We start from the raw sequence: 16,283 nt of genomic DNA, 5'->3' as shown, positions 1-16,283 counted from the left end.
CTCCATGCATGGAATCAGCCCATATGCGAGCGGGCAACGGACTTCAGATATTCGCCATAGCTGCTTTTCGCGGTCTTCTCGGCCACCTTCTCGAATGCTTGAAGCGAGATGTAGCCCTGCCGCAGCGCGATCTCTTCGGGGCAGGCGATGCGCAAGCCCTGGCGCTGCTCGAGGATCTGAACGAAATGGCTGGCCTCGACGAGGGAGGAATGCGTGCCTGTGTCGAGCCAGGCAAAGCCGCGGCCGAGCACCTCGACATAGAGATCGCCGCGTTCGAGATAGGCGTTGTTGACGTCGGTGATCTCGATCTCGCCGCGCGCCGACGGCTTGATCCGGGCGGCGATCTCGACGACGTCGTTGTCATAAAAATACAGCCCGGTGACGGCTACGTTCGATTTTGGCTGTTTCGGCTTCTCTTCGATCGAGAGCGCGCGGCCGGTGTGATCGAGCTCGACCACCCCATATTGCTCGGGCGTGTTGACGACGTAACCGAACACCGTCGCGCCCTTCTTGCGGAACGAGGCGGTGGATAACATGCTGGGCAGCCCGTGACCGTAGAAAATGTTATCACCTAACACTAGGGCGACCGAGTCCTGGCCAATGAAGTCGCGCCCGACGATAAAGGCGTCTGCAAGCCCACGCGGCGTCTCCTGCGTGGCATAGGAAAAGCGCACCCCGATCTCGCTGCCGTCGCCGAGCAGCCGCTGAAACAGCGGCTTGTCTTGCGGCGTCGAAATGATCAAAATGTCCTGGATTCCGCCCAGCATCAGCGTCGACAGCGGATAATAGATCATCGGCTTGTCGAACACGGGCAGAAGCTGCTTTGATACGACTGTCGTTACCGGGTAAAGGCGCGAGCCCGTCCCGCCGGCTAGGATAATGCCCTTCATAGCCCCTCACGTTTTACTATCACAAAACATAACATATAATGTGAGGTGCACAAGGTTGTTATCAATGCAGTGATAACATTGTGAGCCAGCAATTTCGAAGTGTTGTGAAATGAATGTCATCCAGACCGAGCTTCCCGAAGTCCTTATCATCGAGCCCAAGCTGTTCGGCGATCAACGCGGCTTTTTCCTCGAAACTTATCAGTCCTTCCGTTACGCCGAGCACGGGATCGCGCGGCCCTTCGTGCAGGACAACATGTCACGCTCGAGCTTTGGCGTGTTGCGCGGGCTGCATCTGCAAAATCCCGTCACGCAGGGCAAGCTGGTCACCGCGCTGCGCGGCAAGGTGCTGGATGTCGCCGTCGACGTGCGGGTCGGCAGCCCGAATTTTGGACGCCACGTTGCCGTCGAATTGAGCGAAGAGAACAGGCGGCAATTCTGGGTCCCCCGCGGCTTCGCGCACGGCTTTGTCGTTCTCTCCGAGACCGCTGACTTTTTCTACAAATGCGACGATCTTTACAGCCCAAAGGATGAGGTCGCGATCCGCTGGGACGATCCCGCGATCGGCATCAACTGGAGCCTCGAAAAGCCGTCGTTGTCCGCCAAGGACGCCGTGGCGCCGCTGCTAGCCGATCTTCAAAACCTTCCAGTCTATGGGCAAGTCTGATGCGGATATTGTTGACGGGTACCAATGGCCAGGTGGGCGGCGCGTTGCAGCCGCTGCTGGCAAAACACGGCACGATCATCGCGCCGTTGCGTGCGGAGTTCGACCTGTCGAAGCCCGAGACACTCGCTGAAAGGCTCGACAGTTTTCGACCCGATCTCATCATCAACCCTGCCGCCTATACCGCGGTGGATCGCGCGGAAGACGAACGCGAGCTTGCGTTTCTTGTCAACGCCAAGGCGCCGGAGACGATCGCGAAATGGGCAGCACAGCACCGCGTGCCGCTGGTTCATTTCTCCACCGACTATGTCTTTGATGGCTCCGGCGACGAGCCGTGGCGCGAGGACAGCCCCACGAATCCGCTCTCGGTCTATGGCGCTAGCAAGCTGGCCGGCGACACGGCGATCCAGGCAGCCGGCGGGCTGCATCTGATTGCGCGCACGTCCTGGATCTATGCCGCAAAGGGTGCCAACTTCCTGCGCACGATCGCGCGGCTGGCCGGCGAGCGCAAAGAGCTGCGCATCGTCGCCGATCAGATCGGCGCGCCGACGACGGCGAGTGCGATTGCCGACGCGATCGTCGGCATCATGTTGCCAAATGTGTTGGATTTGAACGCGCTGTTCGTGCGCAGCGGCGGCGTGGTCAACCTCGTCTGTGCCGGTGAGACCAGCTGGCACGGCTTTGCAAGTGCTATCGTCGCTGGCCTAAGGTCGCGCCGTGTGGAACTCGCCGCGGAGACCATCGTCCCGATCGCGACTGCCGATTTTCCAACCAAGGCCAAGCGGCCCGGCAATTCGCGGCTCGATCTGTCGCGCCTGAAAAATCAGTTCGGAGTGACAACGCCGGCCTGGCAGGATGCATTGACGGTGGAACTCGACAATTTCGTCGCGCTGCAAAAGATGCCGGCAAACTCGTGAATGATCGCTCCAGCCCCAGCGCGGCTCGGCATGCTATCGATGTGCCGAGCGCCCGGAGCGCATGGCCGCGATAGATGGCCGCTGCGTTAAAATCCCAGCGGCAAGTCGCGGGCGGCCGGGACGTGGTTATACCGGGGGATGCGTGGTCCCGGCGGCCAAGCCAGGCCGCTGTAGGGCACTCCGTCGCGCGACAGCTGCGGGTTGTAGGTCGGGTCTTCATTGAGCAACTCGCCCCAGCGCGCGCGAAGCAGACTGAGCTCACGTTCGAACCGATCTCGGCGGTCCGCCCGATCGTCCTTGCCCCGGCTGGCGGATTCGGCGTGCACCAGTTTCGCATGTGGCGTGAAGACGATGCGCTTGCCGGTCTGACGCAGGCGCAGACAATAGTCGACATCGTTGAAGGCCACCGCAAAGCGAGCGTCGTCCATTCCTCCGATAGCAAGATAATCGCTCCGGCGGGTCACGAGGCAGGCCGCGGTTAGCGCACTGCATTCATGCGCGACGAGTAGCTGATCAGAAAAACCGGGATCATCGCTGAATCTATCGGTATAGGCGTGGGTCGCTGCGAAGTTCATTCCCAACACGACGCCGCCATGCTGCACGACACCGCCTGGCCACGTTAAGAGTGCACCGACAGCGCCGACGTCCGGCTCGGCCAGCCGCGTCAGCATTTCTTCAAGCCAACCGTCGGAGCTTGCCTCGATATCGTTGTTGAGTAGGCATAGGACGCCGCTATCGAGCATCGCAGCCGCTTGATTGTTGAGCCTTGCGAAGTTGAACGGCCCTTCGATCCGCAAAGTTCGGATACCGCGCCCGGGCAGATCTGCGAGATAGCCCACCGTCGCCGGATCGGCGCTATCGTTGTCGACGACGAGGATATCGGCATGGCAACGTGCGACCGCAGGCGCAATGCTCTCGAGGCAGGTGCGCAAGAGCGAGAGGCGGTCGCGGGTCGGAATGATTACCGTCACCCGCTCGCGCGGAATCGGCCGCTTAATTCGGACTGCGGGGAAGAGATTGCCTTGCTGCTGGGTCACCTCCGCCCCGATGCCGCGCGCGAGCAAATGCATGTGGCTCGCGGTGGAAAGCCGAGAGCCGGCGTTCGCCCGGTTGAATTTCGGCAGCGTCGCCAAGGCTCCCGGCAAGTGCAGAATGTCTGCCTGTCGTGGACCGGTACGATCGAGCAGGCAGTTGAAGAGGCGGTAGAGATCCTTTGGACGCGCCTCAAGCCCCGCTAGCAATGCTTTTCGTCGAACTGCGAACAGGTGTGCACAGTACCCTTGCTCGAGCATTCTCTCGTAGTCGAACGCCGGAAGCGCGAGCGGCCAGAGCCGGCCATCGTCGGCGAGGAAGTCAAGATCGCCGTACACGGCCGTGGCATCCGGATAGGCGTCGAATGCGGCTGCGATGCGAGCCAGCGCGTTTTGTTCGAGCGACGTGCCTGCCATGGTGACGACGACGTGTTGCGCATCGGGCGCGGCATCTTCGAGAAACTCCAGGAGCGCATCGCTATCGACGGAAAGCGGCTGACCGTCGATCACGCCTGCGGTCCAGTTTTCGTGGCTCTGCGTCTCCAGGGTGGAGAGCGTTTGCTGAGCTCCGGCGCTGCCGGCGACAACGACGGCCAGTTCAAGCCGGCTTGCCTGCGGTCCTGGCAACGGGAAGCGATCGCGCCAATTCGCATAGTCGGCGAGGGGCAGCGAAGCCGGAATGAGCTGGTCGTACAATGTGCCGCGCAGGCGCTCGGCGCCATGATCCCCGATCGCGTCAATCATTCCGGCAAGGCCATCGGGAAACGCGACGAAGACTGCCGTTGCCGGAACCTGCTCGCCGTCGTCCTTGCGCAGTCCGATTCGATGGACACGTCCGTCGGCGAAGCGCTGCGGGACGTGGAAATCGAAAGCACGGGCGTTGCGCGATCCTTGTCCGTTGACATCATCGCCAATGTGCGTCCAGTCCGTTGCGCGGACCTGCGCAACAGTTTCTCCGTCGACGATTGCTTCGAGCGTGACCGCGATTTCGCTATCGATCCAGCCCTCGAAATGCAGGCCACCCAGCCAGCGCAATTCGCAGGTCGGTCGCAGGTCAACAAGTGCGCTTTCATTGTCCAGATCGATGGGATGGTCGATGGGAGTTCCGAGGTTGGCCAGGCGTGCCTCAAGGACGCTCGCGGCTCGCAGCAGATCCGGCTCAAGTGCTACTGCGAATCCGTAAGCACCATCCACGCCTTGCCGAAGGAGCTCTGGGACGAGGGCATCAGCGTAGGCCGTTCTCAAGACCAGACCATCAAGGACGATATCGACCGTGAAGCGGCGTTCCGGAACCTCAGGATCGAACACAAAGCCCGACACCGTGCCGTCGTGAGCGAGCGCAAGCCGGCTGATCAGTTTCGGCTTCGCCGCCGGTGCGGTGCGGGTGACGCGTGCGATACTCATGATCGTCCGACCCAGTCAACGACGGCATCGACAAGTCCCGCTTCGTCCACATTGGCAGGAATGGCAAGGTCACCTTTGCGGGGCCCAGGCGATCCGCCCGACCAGTCGCGATATGCGACGGGTCTTGAGGCTCGCTTTGCGATCTCAATCAGCGGATCGCCGAATATTGGTTCTTCGAAATCGGTGAGCAGCCAGCCTGGATTGTGCGGCGCCAGCACAGCGCCGAGTTCGTCGGCTGCTACCGAGCCCGTTATGAAGACATTTGGATAGGACATCAGGCGATCGTCGTCACACGTCGTGCCGGCGATGACGATCGATCGGGATGGCGTTCGTCGGCGTAGGCAATCCGCCAGGCGCCGCATCACACGCAAGGATGCGGGCGAGGGCGCAGATGGAACGATGATGAGCGATCTCCGTGGGCCGGAAGGCGGGGGCAGGTCGGGAGAGCGAGTTGGCCATTCCTGGAGGACGATGTTGCGTTTGGACCACCGGGCTTCGGCAAAAGCCTTGGCCGCTTTGGTCGGAACAAACAGCGGAGTTGGGTCGGGAAGCGAGGCAGCCGCCTCGCCAAGGCTTCCTTTCACCAGCCAAAAATTGAGCGGAAGATTGAGTTCCTGCATCAGATCGATCAGCCGCCGCAACGGATTTGGCTCGAGGATTTCGACACGTTTTGCACGCAGCCGCGCAAGGATTTCGGCGGCATCCGTGATGGCCGCTTCCGTGCAGAGCCTCAAATGGATCGCCTGCGGACTCGTGCCGTCGGCGGCCTTGAGATGAAGGACATCGCGTTCTCGCAAGAGCAGAATCGCGCGCTCGCCACGTTGCCGGAGGTGGCGCGCTCGCTCCTCGGCTACGGCTGCGCTGTTTCGTTGATTGCCGACGATCAGCACGGATGGTTCTGACGACCAGGGCAGCGCGCGCTCGAGCGCCGCACGTGCCGGTCGCAACGGATTGGCGGCGTCAAACGCGCGGCATTCCTTCCGGTAGCTCGGGAATCGCTGGTCCAGAACGCCTAGATTGCGAAGCACCAGGCTTCGCTTCTCGTGCAGGAAGGATTTCGAGCCGTGATGCCCGACATAGACCGACGGTGCGCAAACATTGCGAAAGCCTTTGGCGCGTGCGCGAAGGCACAGATCGACATCCTCGAGATAGCCGCGCTCAAACGTTTCCGACAGCCCGGCGACGGCATCGAGACAGGCGCGCGTGACATAAAGACAGAAGCCGATGCCGCTTGGGACGTCGATTGCACCGCCGGCGTTGGCAACGCCCGCGATGCGATCGATCTCGAGTATTTGCTCATAGCCTGGCATCGGATTGGCGTCATTCGGCATCGGGAACGAGAAGATGTCGCCGTTGTTGGACAGTGGCGTGACCGTCCCGATGTTCGGTGCCGAACACGCCACCGCCGCCAAGCGATCAACAAAGCCGGGGGCCACTATGGTGTCGGAGTTGAGCAGCACGAGGTCGCCCGTCGGCACCTCCTTCAGCGCACGATTGATCGCTCCAACGAAGCCAAGGTTTACCGCGTTCACTACAAGGTCGATCATGTTGGCGGCGGCAAGCTCCTGCAGATAGCGCCGCAGTTCCAATTCCGGGCTGGCATCATCGACGGCCAGAATGCGGAACGGGTCCTTTCCAGGCCCACCCGAAGCTCTTGCCTTGAGAAGGCTTTCGAAGCAGTCGATTGTCACCTGTACGTCACGATAGACGGGAACGATGACGGTCGGGGCGGCGGTGCGAGACCTTGGCCGAGCAGAGGGATGCACGCGCGCCCGGATTCGCGCCGGCGGAGACAGGTTGGGCGCAAGCCGTCGAATGTGGAAGATGTCTGCGTCGCATTTCAATGTCAGCGTCTGAGGTGTCGTGGATGGTGGCCGCCTAACGAGAAAGGCGGTTGCCTGAACGTCCGTGCTGGCCAAGGGGTGAAATGAATTGGGCTCGAGCAGACTCGTTAAGGTGCCGCCTTCGGTCGCAAGGCTCGCTTCGACGGTGGTCGCCTTGGTCCAAGCGACCCAGCCTGTCACGTGATTGTCAAACGTCGAGCAGGCGGCCCAGTGTCGATCCCCAGCACGTCGCAGCTCTGCGATGGCTGCTCGCAGGATCGCCGGATTGCCGTCACGGCTTATCAGATTGGCGGCCGCGGCGCGCCGCCGATCGTCTGAGGCCCAGGCGAGCATTCGACGATTGGCACCGACATCGGAAGGGTCGACAAGAAGCGCTTCAGTGAGGTCGGCGAGCGCCGTCTCTCCGCGTCCAAGCTTCCAGTTCGCCTCCGCGCGAAGAACAAAGCAATGGGCAGCCGGCGGTGGTTCAACGCGACAGCGTCGATCCGCATATTTGAACGCCGCGGCAAAGTCCTGAGCGGTGAGCGCCTGCGCCGCCAAGCGCTCCAGCGCGATATGTGAGCGAGATCCGACCAGTGCTGGGGCGTCAGTGACGGTGCCGAGAACCATTTGACGGGGCCCTGACCAATTGTGATCGCCTCCCGGCGCTCCGAAGTCTCTCAGTGTCCGGATCGCCTCAGGTGACCGAACTCTCTTGGCGCGGCCGGCTGCGGAATACCCGAACGCGGCCCGAACCAGCAGGCTTTCGCGGCTTTACGGGCGCCACGACTTGTTCTGCGGCTGCGATCCGTTCGATGCCGATGCGAATGCCGACCAGAGGCTCGCGATTGGTCGGGCCCGATAGCACCACACGTCTGCCGACCGCGCGCAAGGTCGGTGCGTTCAGAAACCCCGCTTCCGCGACGAATTCCAATTCATCCGTGCCGCTCATTTCCAGGACCACGCCTGTAATTGGTAGAGCCCGCCCACGTGTACCAGCGTAGGCGCCAAGCGGCACCATTCGGCCGCTCCCCGCCTGACCGTTGGCAAACTGGACCGCATAGCGGATATCAAGACCGGCCGGTTTCTCCGGCCATTCCAGGGCTACGCCTTCCACGCGCGACGGTGCCGTTGGCCCCGCGATCCATGCGTTGGGCCCGACAATGACGTCGCCGCGACCTGCCACGTGGCCAAGCACCTTCAAGCCCTCCGTCGCGGCATTCGCGTGCAAGCCCAGGCTTTCGCTTTGCGCGGCGACGAGGTGGGTTCGGCCGGACTGGATCGGTTCGATGCGAACCACGGCGGCTCGTGATCCTCCAAGTCGCATGGGCTGGACTTGGACCTGCAAAGTGCAGGGCATGTTGACGCGCACCACCAGGCCGGAATTCGGTTCCCAAAGAGTTGGTTCGGTGGCGTCGGGGTGCAGGATGATCTCCATCCGCCTTTCGTGCCCCTCCGCCGGGGTGACCGTTACGTAAGGTGGAGCGAGGGAGTCTTCGGCACTCCTGTAGTTCACGAAGAACAGTCCGCGGTCGAGATTCACCACTTTCTGCTGCTCAGCATCGCTCATCAACACCCCCCGAAACAGATCGTAACAAATTGTAATCCACTTCAGTTCGCCAACATATCATATCTAGTCGCCCAAAAGTTAGACATGATTGTTATCGCAAACTGAGCAAACCCGAAGCAAGACGGCGTCATGCAACCATAGATCGTGGCGCGCGTCTTTTCGCCTTCGAATTTTCGGCCTTGCGTCCAGACCTGTTCCTGCAAGCCGAGACGCCGCGGAGAGAACCATCCAACGCGCTCAAGACAGGAGCGGTGTGCTTGTCAATCTCAACCTTCCGATGCGCGAAGCTGGTCACGGCAAGACGCCTGCTCCGTCAGCAAAGGCAAGTCAGGGGAGCGCTCTCAAACGTGAGGACGAGCGCCAATGCGTGGATCCTGAGGGCGAGAGAGAGCGGCGGATGTACTCGGTCTCTGCACTCAATAGCGCAGCCATCCGGCGTAGCCTGTCGTTTTCATCTCTCAGCAGTGCGATGGAGTCGGCGATGTTCTCAACGCTGCTCAGATCGAGATGCCGGATTTGCGATTGGCAGTCGGAAGGAGGTCGTTTGAATTTCATAGCGTTGCCCACACGCCTGCCCCTTGTATTCCCGAGACTACACTGAGTTTTCAACATTTGTATGCCCAAGGCAAAACCAAAAGTTGCACGTAGTTGCGACTAATCGACGAATTTTGGGGCAGGATGATGTCAGGACGGAGTGAATGCTCTTCGGTTGGTACAGAATTTCGGTTGGTACAGAATTGCGGCATTCTAATCACAGGGAACTTTGTCAGCGCATAAGTGCGAGTGTCGCACGATCGTTCGACGACTAGCGATTGATGCCTTCGCTGCAGAAAATTCTTGCTATAAACACGACGCGCAAGCTTCAGTTCGCTCTCGATCGGCCGCGCAACTTCGCGCAACTTGAAGCAGACAGGCGACACTATCGTCGATGAAGATTCTATTCGTTCACAATAACTTCCCGGCACAGTACCGCAATCTGGCGGCTGTATTGGCAAACGAACCCGGCTTCGAACTCGTTGCCGTTGGCGCATCGAGCGCGCAGTCGATGCCTTTGGTTAAGTTGATTAAATATATGCTTCCCGAAGCCGATGTTTCCGGAACTCATCCTTTTGCCAGGCGATTCGATCTCGAGTGCCGCCGCGCTGAGCAAGTGCTTTACAGCCTTTCAACTTTGGCGGCATCGGGCTTTGAACCGGATTTGATTCTGGCCCATCCGGGATGGGGCGAGACATTGCCACTGCGCACGATGTTCCCCAAAGCGAGGTTGTTCGTTTATTGCGAGTTCTTTTACGGTGCCGAGGGGCGCGACATCGGATTCGATCCGGAATTTCCGATGTCCGGGCTAGATGGCCATATCGGGCTGCAGTTGAAGAATGCGACGACATTGCTTGCGCTGGCCGATTGCGACTTCGGAATCTCGCCTACCAACTGGCAGCAGTCGACCTTTCCTTCGCATTATCAAAGCAAGATCGAAGTGATCCATGAAGGAATTGATACATCGCGCGTGCGGCCGAATCCGCAGGCTCGCCTGATGCTGCCGAATGGCAGGGAAGTCGGTTCGTCGGAGGAGATTGTGACGTTTGTTGTACGCAATCTTGAACCGCTCAGGGGCTACCACATCTTCGTGCGTGCGCTGCCCGAAATCCTCAGGCGGCGGCCCAACGCGCAGATAGTCCTCATCGGCAGGGATGGATTGTCGTATGGACTTCCTCCGCCGCCCGGAAAAACCTGGAAGTCGATTTTCCTGGAAGAGGTGCGTGACCAGTTGGATCTATCGCGCGTTCATTTCATGGGGGGCGTGCCATATCAGACCTTCATTTCAGCGCTCCAGGTATCATCGGCGCATGTCTACTTGACTTATCCCTTCGTGCTGTCCTGGTCGGCGCTGGAAGCGATGAGCGCTGGCTGCTTGGTGATAGGGTCTGATACGCCGCCGGTGCGCGAGGTCATCAGTTCTGGCGAGAACGGCCTGCTGGTTCCATTTTTTGCGGTCGATGAGCTTGCCGAACGCGTGATTGAAGCGTTACAGGAACCCGCGAAGTTCTCGTCAATGAGGCAGGCTGCCCGCCGCTTCGTTATCGATCACTATGACGCAGAGCAGGTCTGCATACCACGAATGCGTCGCCTTCTCGATCTGCAGACGCCCTCGGTGTCGTCTCCGCGGAACGTTTGGCCGGGGCGTTCGCCGTCCGAGTTGTCGAAAGGCATCAAGCGTGCTTCCCGGAAATCGTCCGTAGCCGGATTTGGAATGCCAGACGAAGAGGGCGCGGGTCTCTCGTAGGCCGAGCGGCGTGTGGCCGGGCCATCGAGCGAATGCATCAACCGGAGGCCGGGTGTGTGCGGCACTATCGATCGATCTCCCCAAATACGATGTCGAACGCGCCAGTGACTGCGGAGACGTTGGCCAGCAAGTGCAGCGGCTGAGAATTCCATCTATCTCAGGTTGTATTCGTGAGGCTGCGCGTTAAGCAACGCTATGTGCGGCCCTTCTTGGTTGCGCGACGTTTCGCATACGTCCTTCCTACTTCAAGATCATGACGGGCCCTCCGTCTCGTCTCCTCGGCATAGCGGCCCTCCCGGGGTGCGGGAACCTTCTTCCCCGCCCGCCGCTCGCGTGACAGCTTGATGGCGAATGCCTGCCACTGCTTCTTGCACTTGGCCGTGCTGAACTCTGTCTTCGACCAACAACGGATCACGCCTTCAATCGGAGCGAGGCGCCAGTGTTCCTGTCTTGGCTGCAGGACAAGCCATGACGCGCCGACCGAGGTCGCATGATCCGGCGACGGCTAGGACTTGATGCGGTGAACATCGTCTTCAGTTCCCCTTAAGCTTCGTCGAGACATTCGCTCGGTCCGCAAGTTCCAGCTTAAACGGACCTGCCGCTGGCGATGTCGGCTGCTCGCCTCTGACCGTCCAAAACCATCTTCAGGAACGCTCGAATGCGCGTCGGGGTTAAGGGGCGAGACAACATAGCAGAGCATCGACGGATGCAGCGGCACAGGCTTGAACACGGTGACAGCTTCTTTCTTTATCGTCCGGCACTCGGCGAGGAAGACCAGCGTGCCTACGGGCTGACGCTTCCAGCGCAGGCAGGCGACGCCGCACATGCTGACATCTTTCGCGAGTTGCACATCGCGAGGTCGCGACAGCGCGTCAAGTCGCTGTTCGAAGCCAGGCACCACGAGTGTCACTTTTGCCTCGCGGCAACGTGATTATATGAGAATAGTCATATAATTGAAGAGAGCAGCGTCACTCATATTTCCATGTAAAGCAGAGCAATGATGTGCCGCTCGAGCAGATTTAGATCGCGATCGGTCTGCTCGCCAAATAGACAGCGTGGAGAGCAAAATTGGTGCTGGACCAGCGATCTGGTGGCACGCGATTTGCGAGCTTCGCGATCAGAATACTGGAGTTGGGTATCGGATATGATCACAGCACGGATTGGCCACGGACTGAGTACGGATTGCAGGCAGTCAGCGCTTCTTATTCTTGCTGTCGTGTTGTCGTTTTTTGCAGTTGGGCCAGCCCGCGCCCACGATTCCGGGCATCCCGAGTTGAACCGTTGGTATGAGAGCTTGCACAGCGGGAAGGGCCCCTGCTGTGACGGCACAGATGCAAAGCGCGTCGATGACGCCGATTGGGAAAGCAAGGATGGCCACTATCGGGTGCGCATCGATGGCGAATGGGTCGACGTTCCCAGGGAAGCTGTCGTCGATGGACCGAACCTCGCGGGTCGCGCGATGGTGTGGCCCTACTATCAAGATGGCCACCCGAAAGCGCGATGCTTCATACCGGGAAGCATGAGCTGATGGATGATCGAAGTCAGACCGACTCACGAGCTCGCATGAGCCTGCGTCGCAGGGCCCTACTTTGACGATTGTGCGCGCCGAAGCGCCAACTGCGCCGCTGAAGTAAAGACGCGTGACCGCATGAGAACGGTGGCGACGAGCCCGGTGATCCCTGACGCAGCCAAGATCATGGCAACGACCACGAACTGGTAGATGGCCGCGTAGACCGGACTGGCACCGGAGACCATCATGCCCGCCATGACTCCCGGGATCCACACCAGTCCGAGAGACTTCAGCATATCGAGCCGCGGCAGAAGGCTCGCATAGACGGCGCTCTGGAGATAAGGCGCAACCGTAACGGCAGGCTCCGCGCCCAGCGCAAGGCCTGCCTCGATCTGGCCGACATGGGCGACGATCTCGGCCCGGAAGCGTTCGGCGGCTTGCGCGCACGCATTCATCGCATTGGCGATGATCATGCTGCCCACAGGCACGAGGATCGCAATGTCGGCCTGAAGGCTCCGGGTCGCGAGCATCGCCGCGATCACGGTTCCGGCGCCGGCAGCGATCGCCCAGAAGCACAGCAGCAGCGCGCCTTCCATTTGCTGGAGCCGGCGGGCTGCCGTGAATGCCGCAGCGATCATCATCATCAACAGGATGAGAGCGCCGATCAGCAGGCTGCCATGCAGCAACACCGCCAGCAGCATTCCAACGAGGATCATTTGCACGAGGCCCCGTGCCATCGACACCGCAGTCTCGCGCTCCACGCGGACGGCGTGCCACCGGCAAAGCGCCACCACGACGGCGCATAGCGCGATGGCACCGACGGCTTGGGCGAGGCCCATCAGCACGTCGCTGCCTATGCTGCTCTTGAGCTCAGTCAGCACGCAGCACCTCCCTGGTTGGGCCGATTGCGACAAGCCGGCCTGCTTCCATGATCATGGTCCTATCGGCGAGGCGGATCGCCTGCTCGCGGTTGTGCGTAACGATCACGCAGGCTATTCGCCGCTCTTGGACGATGCCGAATACGAGCTCTTCGACCCCCCGCACGGAGGCCTCATCGAGTGCGGAGGTCGGCTCATCGAGCAACAGAACCTCAGGGGCATTCGCCAGTGTTCGAGCCAGCGCCACGCGCTGGGCCTCGCCGCCGGAAAGGTTGCCGACGTCTCGGTCGGCAAATCCGGGTAAGCCGACCCGCTCGAGCAGCGTTGCGATCTGCGTCGGCGCCATGGCTTCCCCGCGCTGGCGCGGTCCGAAAGTAATGTTCGCGGAGATTGTGCCGGGAAACAGAAAGGCCGTCTGCATGACCATGCCGACGCGCCGCCGCAACTCCTGCGGGGCGATCGACCGATAGTCGGTGGACTCCAGCAGAACCGTGCCGGCCGTGGGCTCGTCCAGTCGATTGAGCAGCCGCAGGAACGACGACTTCCCGGCTCCGCTCGGGCCGACTACGGCGAGAACCTCACCCGCCGAGACCTGCACACTGACGTCATTGACGAGCAGCCGCTGTCCGACGCTCCGGGACAGATGCCTGGTTTCCAGCATCGTGCTCGTCGGTTGAGGACGTTTCTCGCCTTGGCCCGATGCGTGCGCTAACGTTGCCGCATCGCCGGGATCGTTCGATAGGGCAGGGTTCGTCACAGGGCCTCTTTCGACACAACTCTGGATGCCGCGCGTACTCCCGGTCACCGGCCTCCTTGTATGGAGACCTAGTCAGCGGGGCAAGAAACGCAACCAGGTCATCGATCTCGGACTTTGTCGTGGCCAGCCCTGGAAATTTCTGATCCGCACGCATTTGCCCGAACGAACACGTGGTCCGGACGATCGTCCTACTGCTTCAAACGAGCAGATGCGTCCGCGATATGCTGCGCGCTCGCGCGTAGTGCGGCCTCTTCCTTCTCGTTCATCTGCGGCATGAGAACGCGCTCAACGCCGGCTGCCCCGATGACCGATGGCAGGGAAAGGCTGCTGCCCCCAAATGCTTTTTGGGGGCTCGACACCGGAAGAACAGCCTTCTCGTCTCGGAGAACCGCCTCGACGATTCGGGCGGATACGATTCCGATCCCGTACTGACTGGCGCCGATCCCCTCGATGATCGTGATGTTGGCCTGCCGGACGTCCCGTTCAATCTGCTCCTTCGTTTCCGCCGGTCGATCGAGAAGTGTCTCGACCGGATTGCCGGCAATGCGGGCGGAGGACCAGAGAAAGACGCTCGTGGTCCCGTGTTCGCCGAGCACCAGAGCATCTACGGCAGTTGGAGCAACGCCGAAGTGACGGGCGAGATGAGTCTGGAAGCGCAGGCTGTCAAGAAATGTACCGGTTCCGAACACGCGCTCATGCCCGGCAACCGCGCGGGCAACATCGGTGAGCGGATCCGGTGGATCGGTCACGACAATGATCACGGCGTTCGGTGCAGCAGCGACCATGGCAGGGACAAGTTCCCGGTAGATCTTGGCATTGGCGGTGAGGAGCTTCAGCCTGCCTTCCTTGTCGCTTCGGTCCGTTGCGCCTCCGGTCTTTTCGTTGATGCCGGCCGTCAAGAGAATGGCTGAGCAACCCGTCAAATCCGCGATGTTCCCGCTGCGAATGGCGGTGACGTCGCCCATCGCCGCGCCATAGGTCATATCCGTCGCGATTCCGATGCTTTTTGCTGGTGTCCTGTTGACGAGGATGACTTCGTCCGCGCTGCGCCGAAGACCCAGCGCCATAGCGCAAGCGGCGCCAACCGCGCCAGCCCCGACAATTCCGATTTTCCGCATGGTCCATGGCTCCCGCGCAGGTATCGAACTCACGTCCTCCCATGCGAATATAACAGTGGGGTGCTGAGCGATAAAGCTAGCGCACCAGTGCGTCATCGCAAGACCGTGCTTATTTGAAAGCACCCGCGGTGAGGCAGACGACATCCCGTCTCGCGTAGGGAGTCACCAGCTAGGGCGATTGCACGCCGACACGCTCGAACTGCCGCTCTTCGTCGTTGGTGGCGAGCAGGGCAGCGAGCCCGGCGCATTGAGTGCGGATATCGGGAATGGCAATGATCTCCCAGAACGCGGCGCGGGTGAGCGGACCCACGGCGAACAAGCGCCGTGACGGAACGCCGTCGCGATTAACGATCGCGCAATCCGCGCTGGTCTCGATGCCGATGCAAAGCGGATCGACGCACGCCAGACCCTGCTCGAATAGGCTGCGCACGGCTGGATTGGTGGTGGCGCTCTGATCCTTGACGATGCCCGTGCAATCGACGACGGCACCGATCTGCCGGTTGAGGATGTCACGCTGCCCGCGTCGCAAGGCCACGCCCGATATCCGGGCGCTTTTCGATCAGCGTGACGTGAAAATCGCAAGCTGGATGGTGCAAAAGCTGATAGGCCAGCAGAACGCCGCTGGCGCCACCGCCAATGATGATCGCGTGTCGCGATGCGGATCGGCTCATGCCAACTGCCCGTCACATCTGGATACGTGTAGCACGGGAAATGCCGGGCTACAGAAGAAGACAATGTGATTTCTCCAACTCCGTCAGGCGTAGTGGTTTACTTCCAGGAACCGACGACAACGCAGTTCGTTCCGTCGCCGAAACCGACCGGTTATGCGAACGGCGTGCTTCGCGAAAAGCTGTTTGGCGTCGGTCCTAACCTGCCCTTATCGCATGCCGGCTCGCAGTTTCGACCCAAGACGGCGTGCATAGCCTGGAACTATATCCGATTCTCGACGACCAACTCGGCGGCCCCTGCGGCTGTGAATCGCTCCGACAGATCGTCGGCAATCCGCTCGAATAGCTGGTCGCCTTGACCAGGATCAAAATCCGTCCTGAATCGCTTTTTCACGCCGAACTGCGTGAGATCGTAATGGATCGCGGCTTGGACGCCATGACGAGCCAGGCAACTCTGGACGCATTTGAGCGCGCAGCCGTCGATGGTGACTATTGGCCGACCCGAGGTCGCAACCCGCACTAGCGAGGGAACGTCGCCTCCGACGCCCGCGATGCAGGACATTTCCGCCTTCCCGGATCGATCCAGTCGAATCGCGAGATGGTTCGCCAGTTGAGCGGCGCTTGAACAGCCGGAGCAGGAATACACAAGGGGAAGATCGGTTCGTCGCGCCATTTCCTGTTCCTTTAGCACACTGCAATCGAGCCGGAAAACTCGTGCCCGACGTTGCTCCGGCGCAAACTCGCGGACTGAATGCCTATCGCTAAAGTGGTGCAA

General features: G+C 60.8%; 13 protein-coding genes and 1 pseudogene. 3 read left to right on the top strand and 11 right to left on the bottom strand.

Translation table 11 applies throughout. From position 1 onward, the window contains the following. Nucleotides 1-14 precede the first annotated feature (14 nt). On the bottom strand, nt 15-890 hold the full coding sequence (rfbA, locus tag J6497_RS07680; RefSeq protein ID WP_225703649.1) for a glucose-1-phosphate thymidylyltransferase RfbA: 876 nt from the start codon (nt 888-890) through the stop codon (nt 15-17). A gap of 109 nt (nt 891-999) precedes the next feature. Between rfbA and rfbC the strand changes: the two genes are divergently transcribed. Further along, nucleotides 1,000-1,554: a dTDP-4-dehydrorhamnose 3,5-epimerase gene (rfbC, locus tag J6497_RS07675; RefSeq protein WP_225703648.1), complete on the top strand. Its 555-nt coding sequence runs from the start codon at nt 1,000-1,002 to the stop codon at nt 1,552-1,554. Then, nucleotides 1,554-2,468, top strand: a complete 915-nt coding sequence (gene rfbD / locus J6497_RS07670) for a dTDP-4-dehydrorhamnose reductase (protein WP_225703647.1) — start codon at nt 1,554-1,556, stop codon at nt 2,466-2,468. The genes rfbC and rfbD overlap by 1 nt, the downstream gene beginning before the upstream one ends. A gap of 86 nt (nt 2,469-2,554) precedes the next feature. On the opposite strand, the gene J6497_RS07665 is transcribed toward rfbD, so the two are convergent. From J6497_RS07665 to J6497_RS07655, 3 genes are all read right to left on the bottom strand, one after another. After that, nucleotides 2,555-4,903 carry a glycosyltransferase family 2 protein gene (locus J6497_RS07665; RefSeq protein ID WP_225703646.1) on the bottom strand — a complete coding sequence of 783 codons (2,349 nt, stop codon included), beginning with the start codon at nt 4,901-4,903 and terminating at the stop codon, nt 2,555-2,557. After that, a complete protein-coding gene (locus J6497_RS07660) occupies nt 4,900-7,356 on the bottom strand; it encodes a glycosyltransferase (protein WP_225703645.1) in 2,457 nt (818 codons plus the stop codon). Before J6497_RS07660 ends, J6497_RS07665 begins: the two co-directional genes overlap by 4 nt. 67 nt (nt 7,357-7,423) lie before the next feature. Continuing rightward, nucleotides 7,424-8,296: a hypothetical protein gene (locus J6497_RS07655; protein WP_225703644.1), complete on the bottom strand. Its 873-nt coding sequence runs from the start codon at nt 8,294-8,296 to the stop codon at nt 7,424-7,426. 928 nt (nt 8,297-9,224) lie between these two features. Between J6497_RS07655 and J6497_RS07650 the strand changes: the two genes are divergently transcribed. Further along, complete coding sequence (locus J6497_RS07650; protein WP_225703643.1) at nt 9,225-10,577, top strand: glycosyltransferase family 4 protein; 1,353 nt, start codon at nt 9,225-9,227, stop codon at nt 10,575-10,577. A 505-nt stretch (nt 10,578-11,082) separates the two neighbouring features. On the opposite strand, the gene J6497_RS07645 is transcribed toward J6497_RS07650, so the two are convergent. From J6497_RS07645 to J6497_RS07615, 7 genes and pseudogenes are all read right to left on the bottom strand, one after another. Next, a complete protein-coding gene (locus J6497_RS07645; protein ID WP_225703642.1) occupies nt 11,083-11,487 on the bottom strand; it encodes a hypothetical protein in 405 nt (134 codons plus the stop codon). A 674-nt stretch (nt 11,488-12,161) separates the two neighbouring features. Beyond that, entirely contained in the window at nt 12,162-12,968 is an 807-nt protein-coding gene (locus J6497_RS07640; protein WP_225703641.1) for an ABC transporter permease, read from the bottom strand. Next, the gene (locus J6497_RS07635; RefSeq protein WP_225703640.1) at nt 12,958-13,626 is read right to left on the bottom strand and encodes an ABC transporter ATP-binding protein; all 669 of its coding nucleotides are present in this window, start codon (nt 13,624-13,626) and stop codon (nt 12,958-12,960) included. Before J6497_RS07635 ends, J6497_RS07640 begins: the two co-directional genes overlap by 11 nt. A gap of 284 nt (nt 13,627-13,910) precedes the next feature. Continuing rightward, complete coding sequence (locus J6497_RS07630) at nt 13,911-14,840, bottom strand: lactate/malate family dehydrogenase (protein WP_225703755.1); 930 nt, start codon at nt 14,838-14,840, stop codon at nt 13,911-13,913. A gap of 169 nt (nt 14,841-15,009) precedes the next feature. Continuing rightward, nucleotides 15,010-15,333 (bottom strand): annotated as a pseudogene (locus tag J6497_RS07625) (FAD/NAD(P)-binding protein); the annotation flags it as partial. A gap of 16 nt (nt 15,334-15,349) precedes the next feature. Further along, on the bottom strand, nt 15,350-15,511 hold the full coding sequence (locus J6497_RS07620) for an FAD-dependent oxidoreductase (RefSeq protein ID WP_225703639.1): 162 nt from the start codon (nt 15,509-15,511) through the stop codon (nt 15,350-15,352). Nucleotides 15,512-15,770: 259 nt separating this feature from the next. Next, a complete protein-coding gene (locus J6497_RS07615) occupies nt 15,771-16,181 on the bottom strand; it encodes a putative zinc-binding protein (protein ID WP_225703638.1) in 411 nt (136 codons plus the stop codon). Between the last annotated feature and the right edge of the window lie 102 nt (nt 16,182-16,283).

The organism is Bradyrhizobium cenepequi, from assembly GCF_020329485.1.
GTDB lineage: Bacteria > Pseudomonadota > Alphaproteobacteria > Rhizobiales > Xanthobacteraceae > Bradyrhizobium > Bradyrhizobium cenepequi.
Note: the sequence above shows the minus strand (reverse complement) of the source record. Positions and strands in the feature narration are given on the sequence as shown.

Bases quoted from the DNA above. Each gene is read 5' to 3' on its own strand.
- rfbA (WP_225703649.1), bottom strand. From the start codon at position 890: ATGAAGGGCATTATCCTAGCCGGCGGGACGGGCTCGCGCCTTTACCCG.
- rfbC (WP_225703648.1), top strand. From the start codon at position 1,000: ATGAATGTCATCCAGACCGAGCTTCCCGAAGTCCTTATCATCGAGCCC.
- rfbD (WP_225703647.1), top strand. From the start codon at position 1,554: ATGCGGATATTGTTGACGGGTACCAATGGCCAGGTGGGCGGCGCGTTG.
- J6497_RS07665 (WP_225703646.1), bottom strand. From the start codon at position 4,903: ATGAGTATCGCACGCGTCACCCGCACCGCACCGGCGGCGAAGCCGAAA.
- J6497_RS07660 (WP_225703645.1), bottom strand. From the start codon at position 7,356: ATGGTTCTCGGCACCGTCACTGACGCCCCAGCACTGGTCGGATCTCGC.
- J6497_RS07655 (WP_225703644.1), bottom strand. From the start codon at position 8,296: ATGAGCGATGCTGAGCAGCAGAAAGTGGTGAATCTCGACCGCGGACTG.
- J6497_RS07650 (WP_225703643.1), top strand. From the start codon at position 9,225: ATGAAGATTCTATTCGTTCACAATAACTTCCCGGCACAGTACCGCAAT.
- J6497_RS07635 (WP_225703640.1), bottom strand. From the start codon at position 13,626: ATGCTGGAAACCAGGCATCTGTCCCGGAGCGTCGGACAGCGGCTGCTC.
- J6497_RS07630 (WP_225703755.1), bottom strand. From the start codon at position 14,840: ATGCGGAAAATCGGAATTGTCGGGGCTGGCGCGGTTGGCGCCGCTTGC.
- J6497_RS07620 (WP_225703639.1), bottom strand. From the start codon at position 15,511: ATGAGCCGATCCGCATCGCGACACGCGATCATCATTGGCGGTGGCGCC.
- J6497_RS07615 (WP_225703638.1), bottom strand. From the start codon at position 16,181: ATGGCGCGACGAACCGATCTTCCCCTTGTGTATTCCTGCTCCGGCTGT.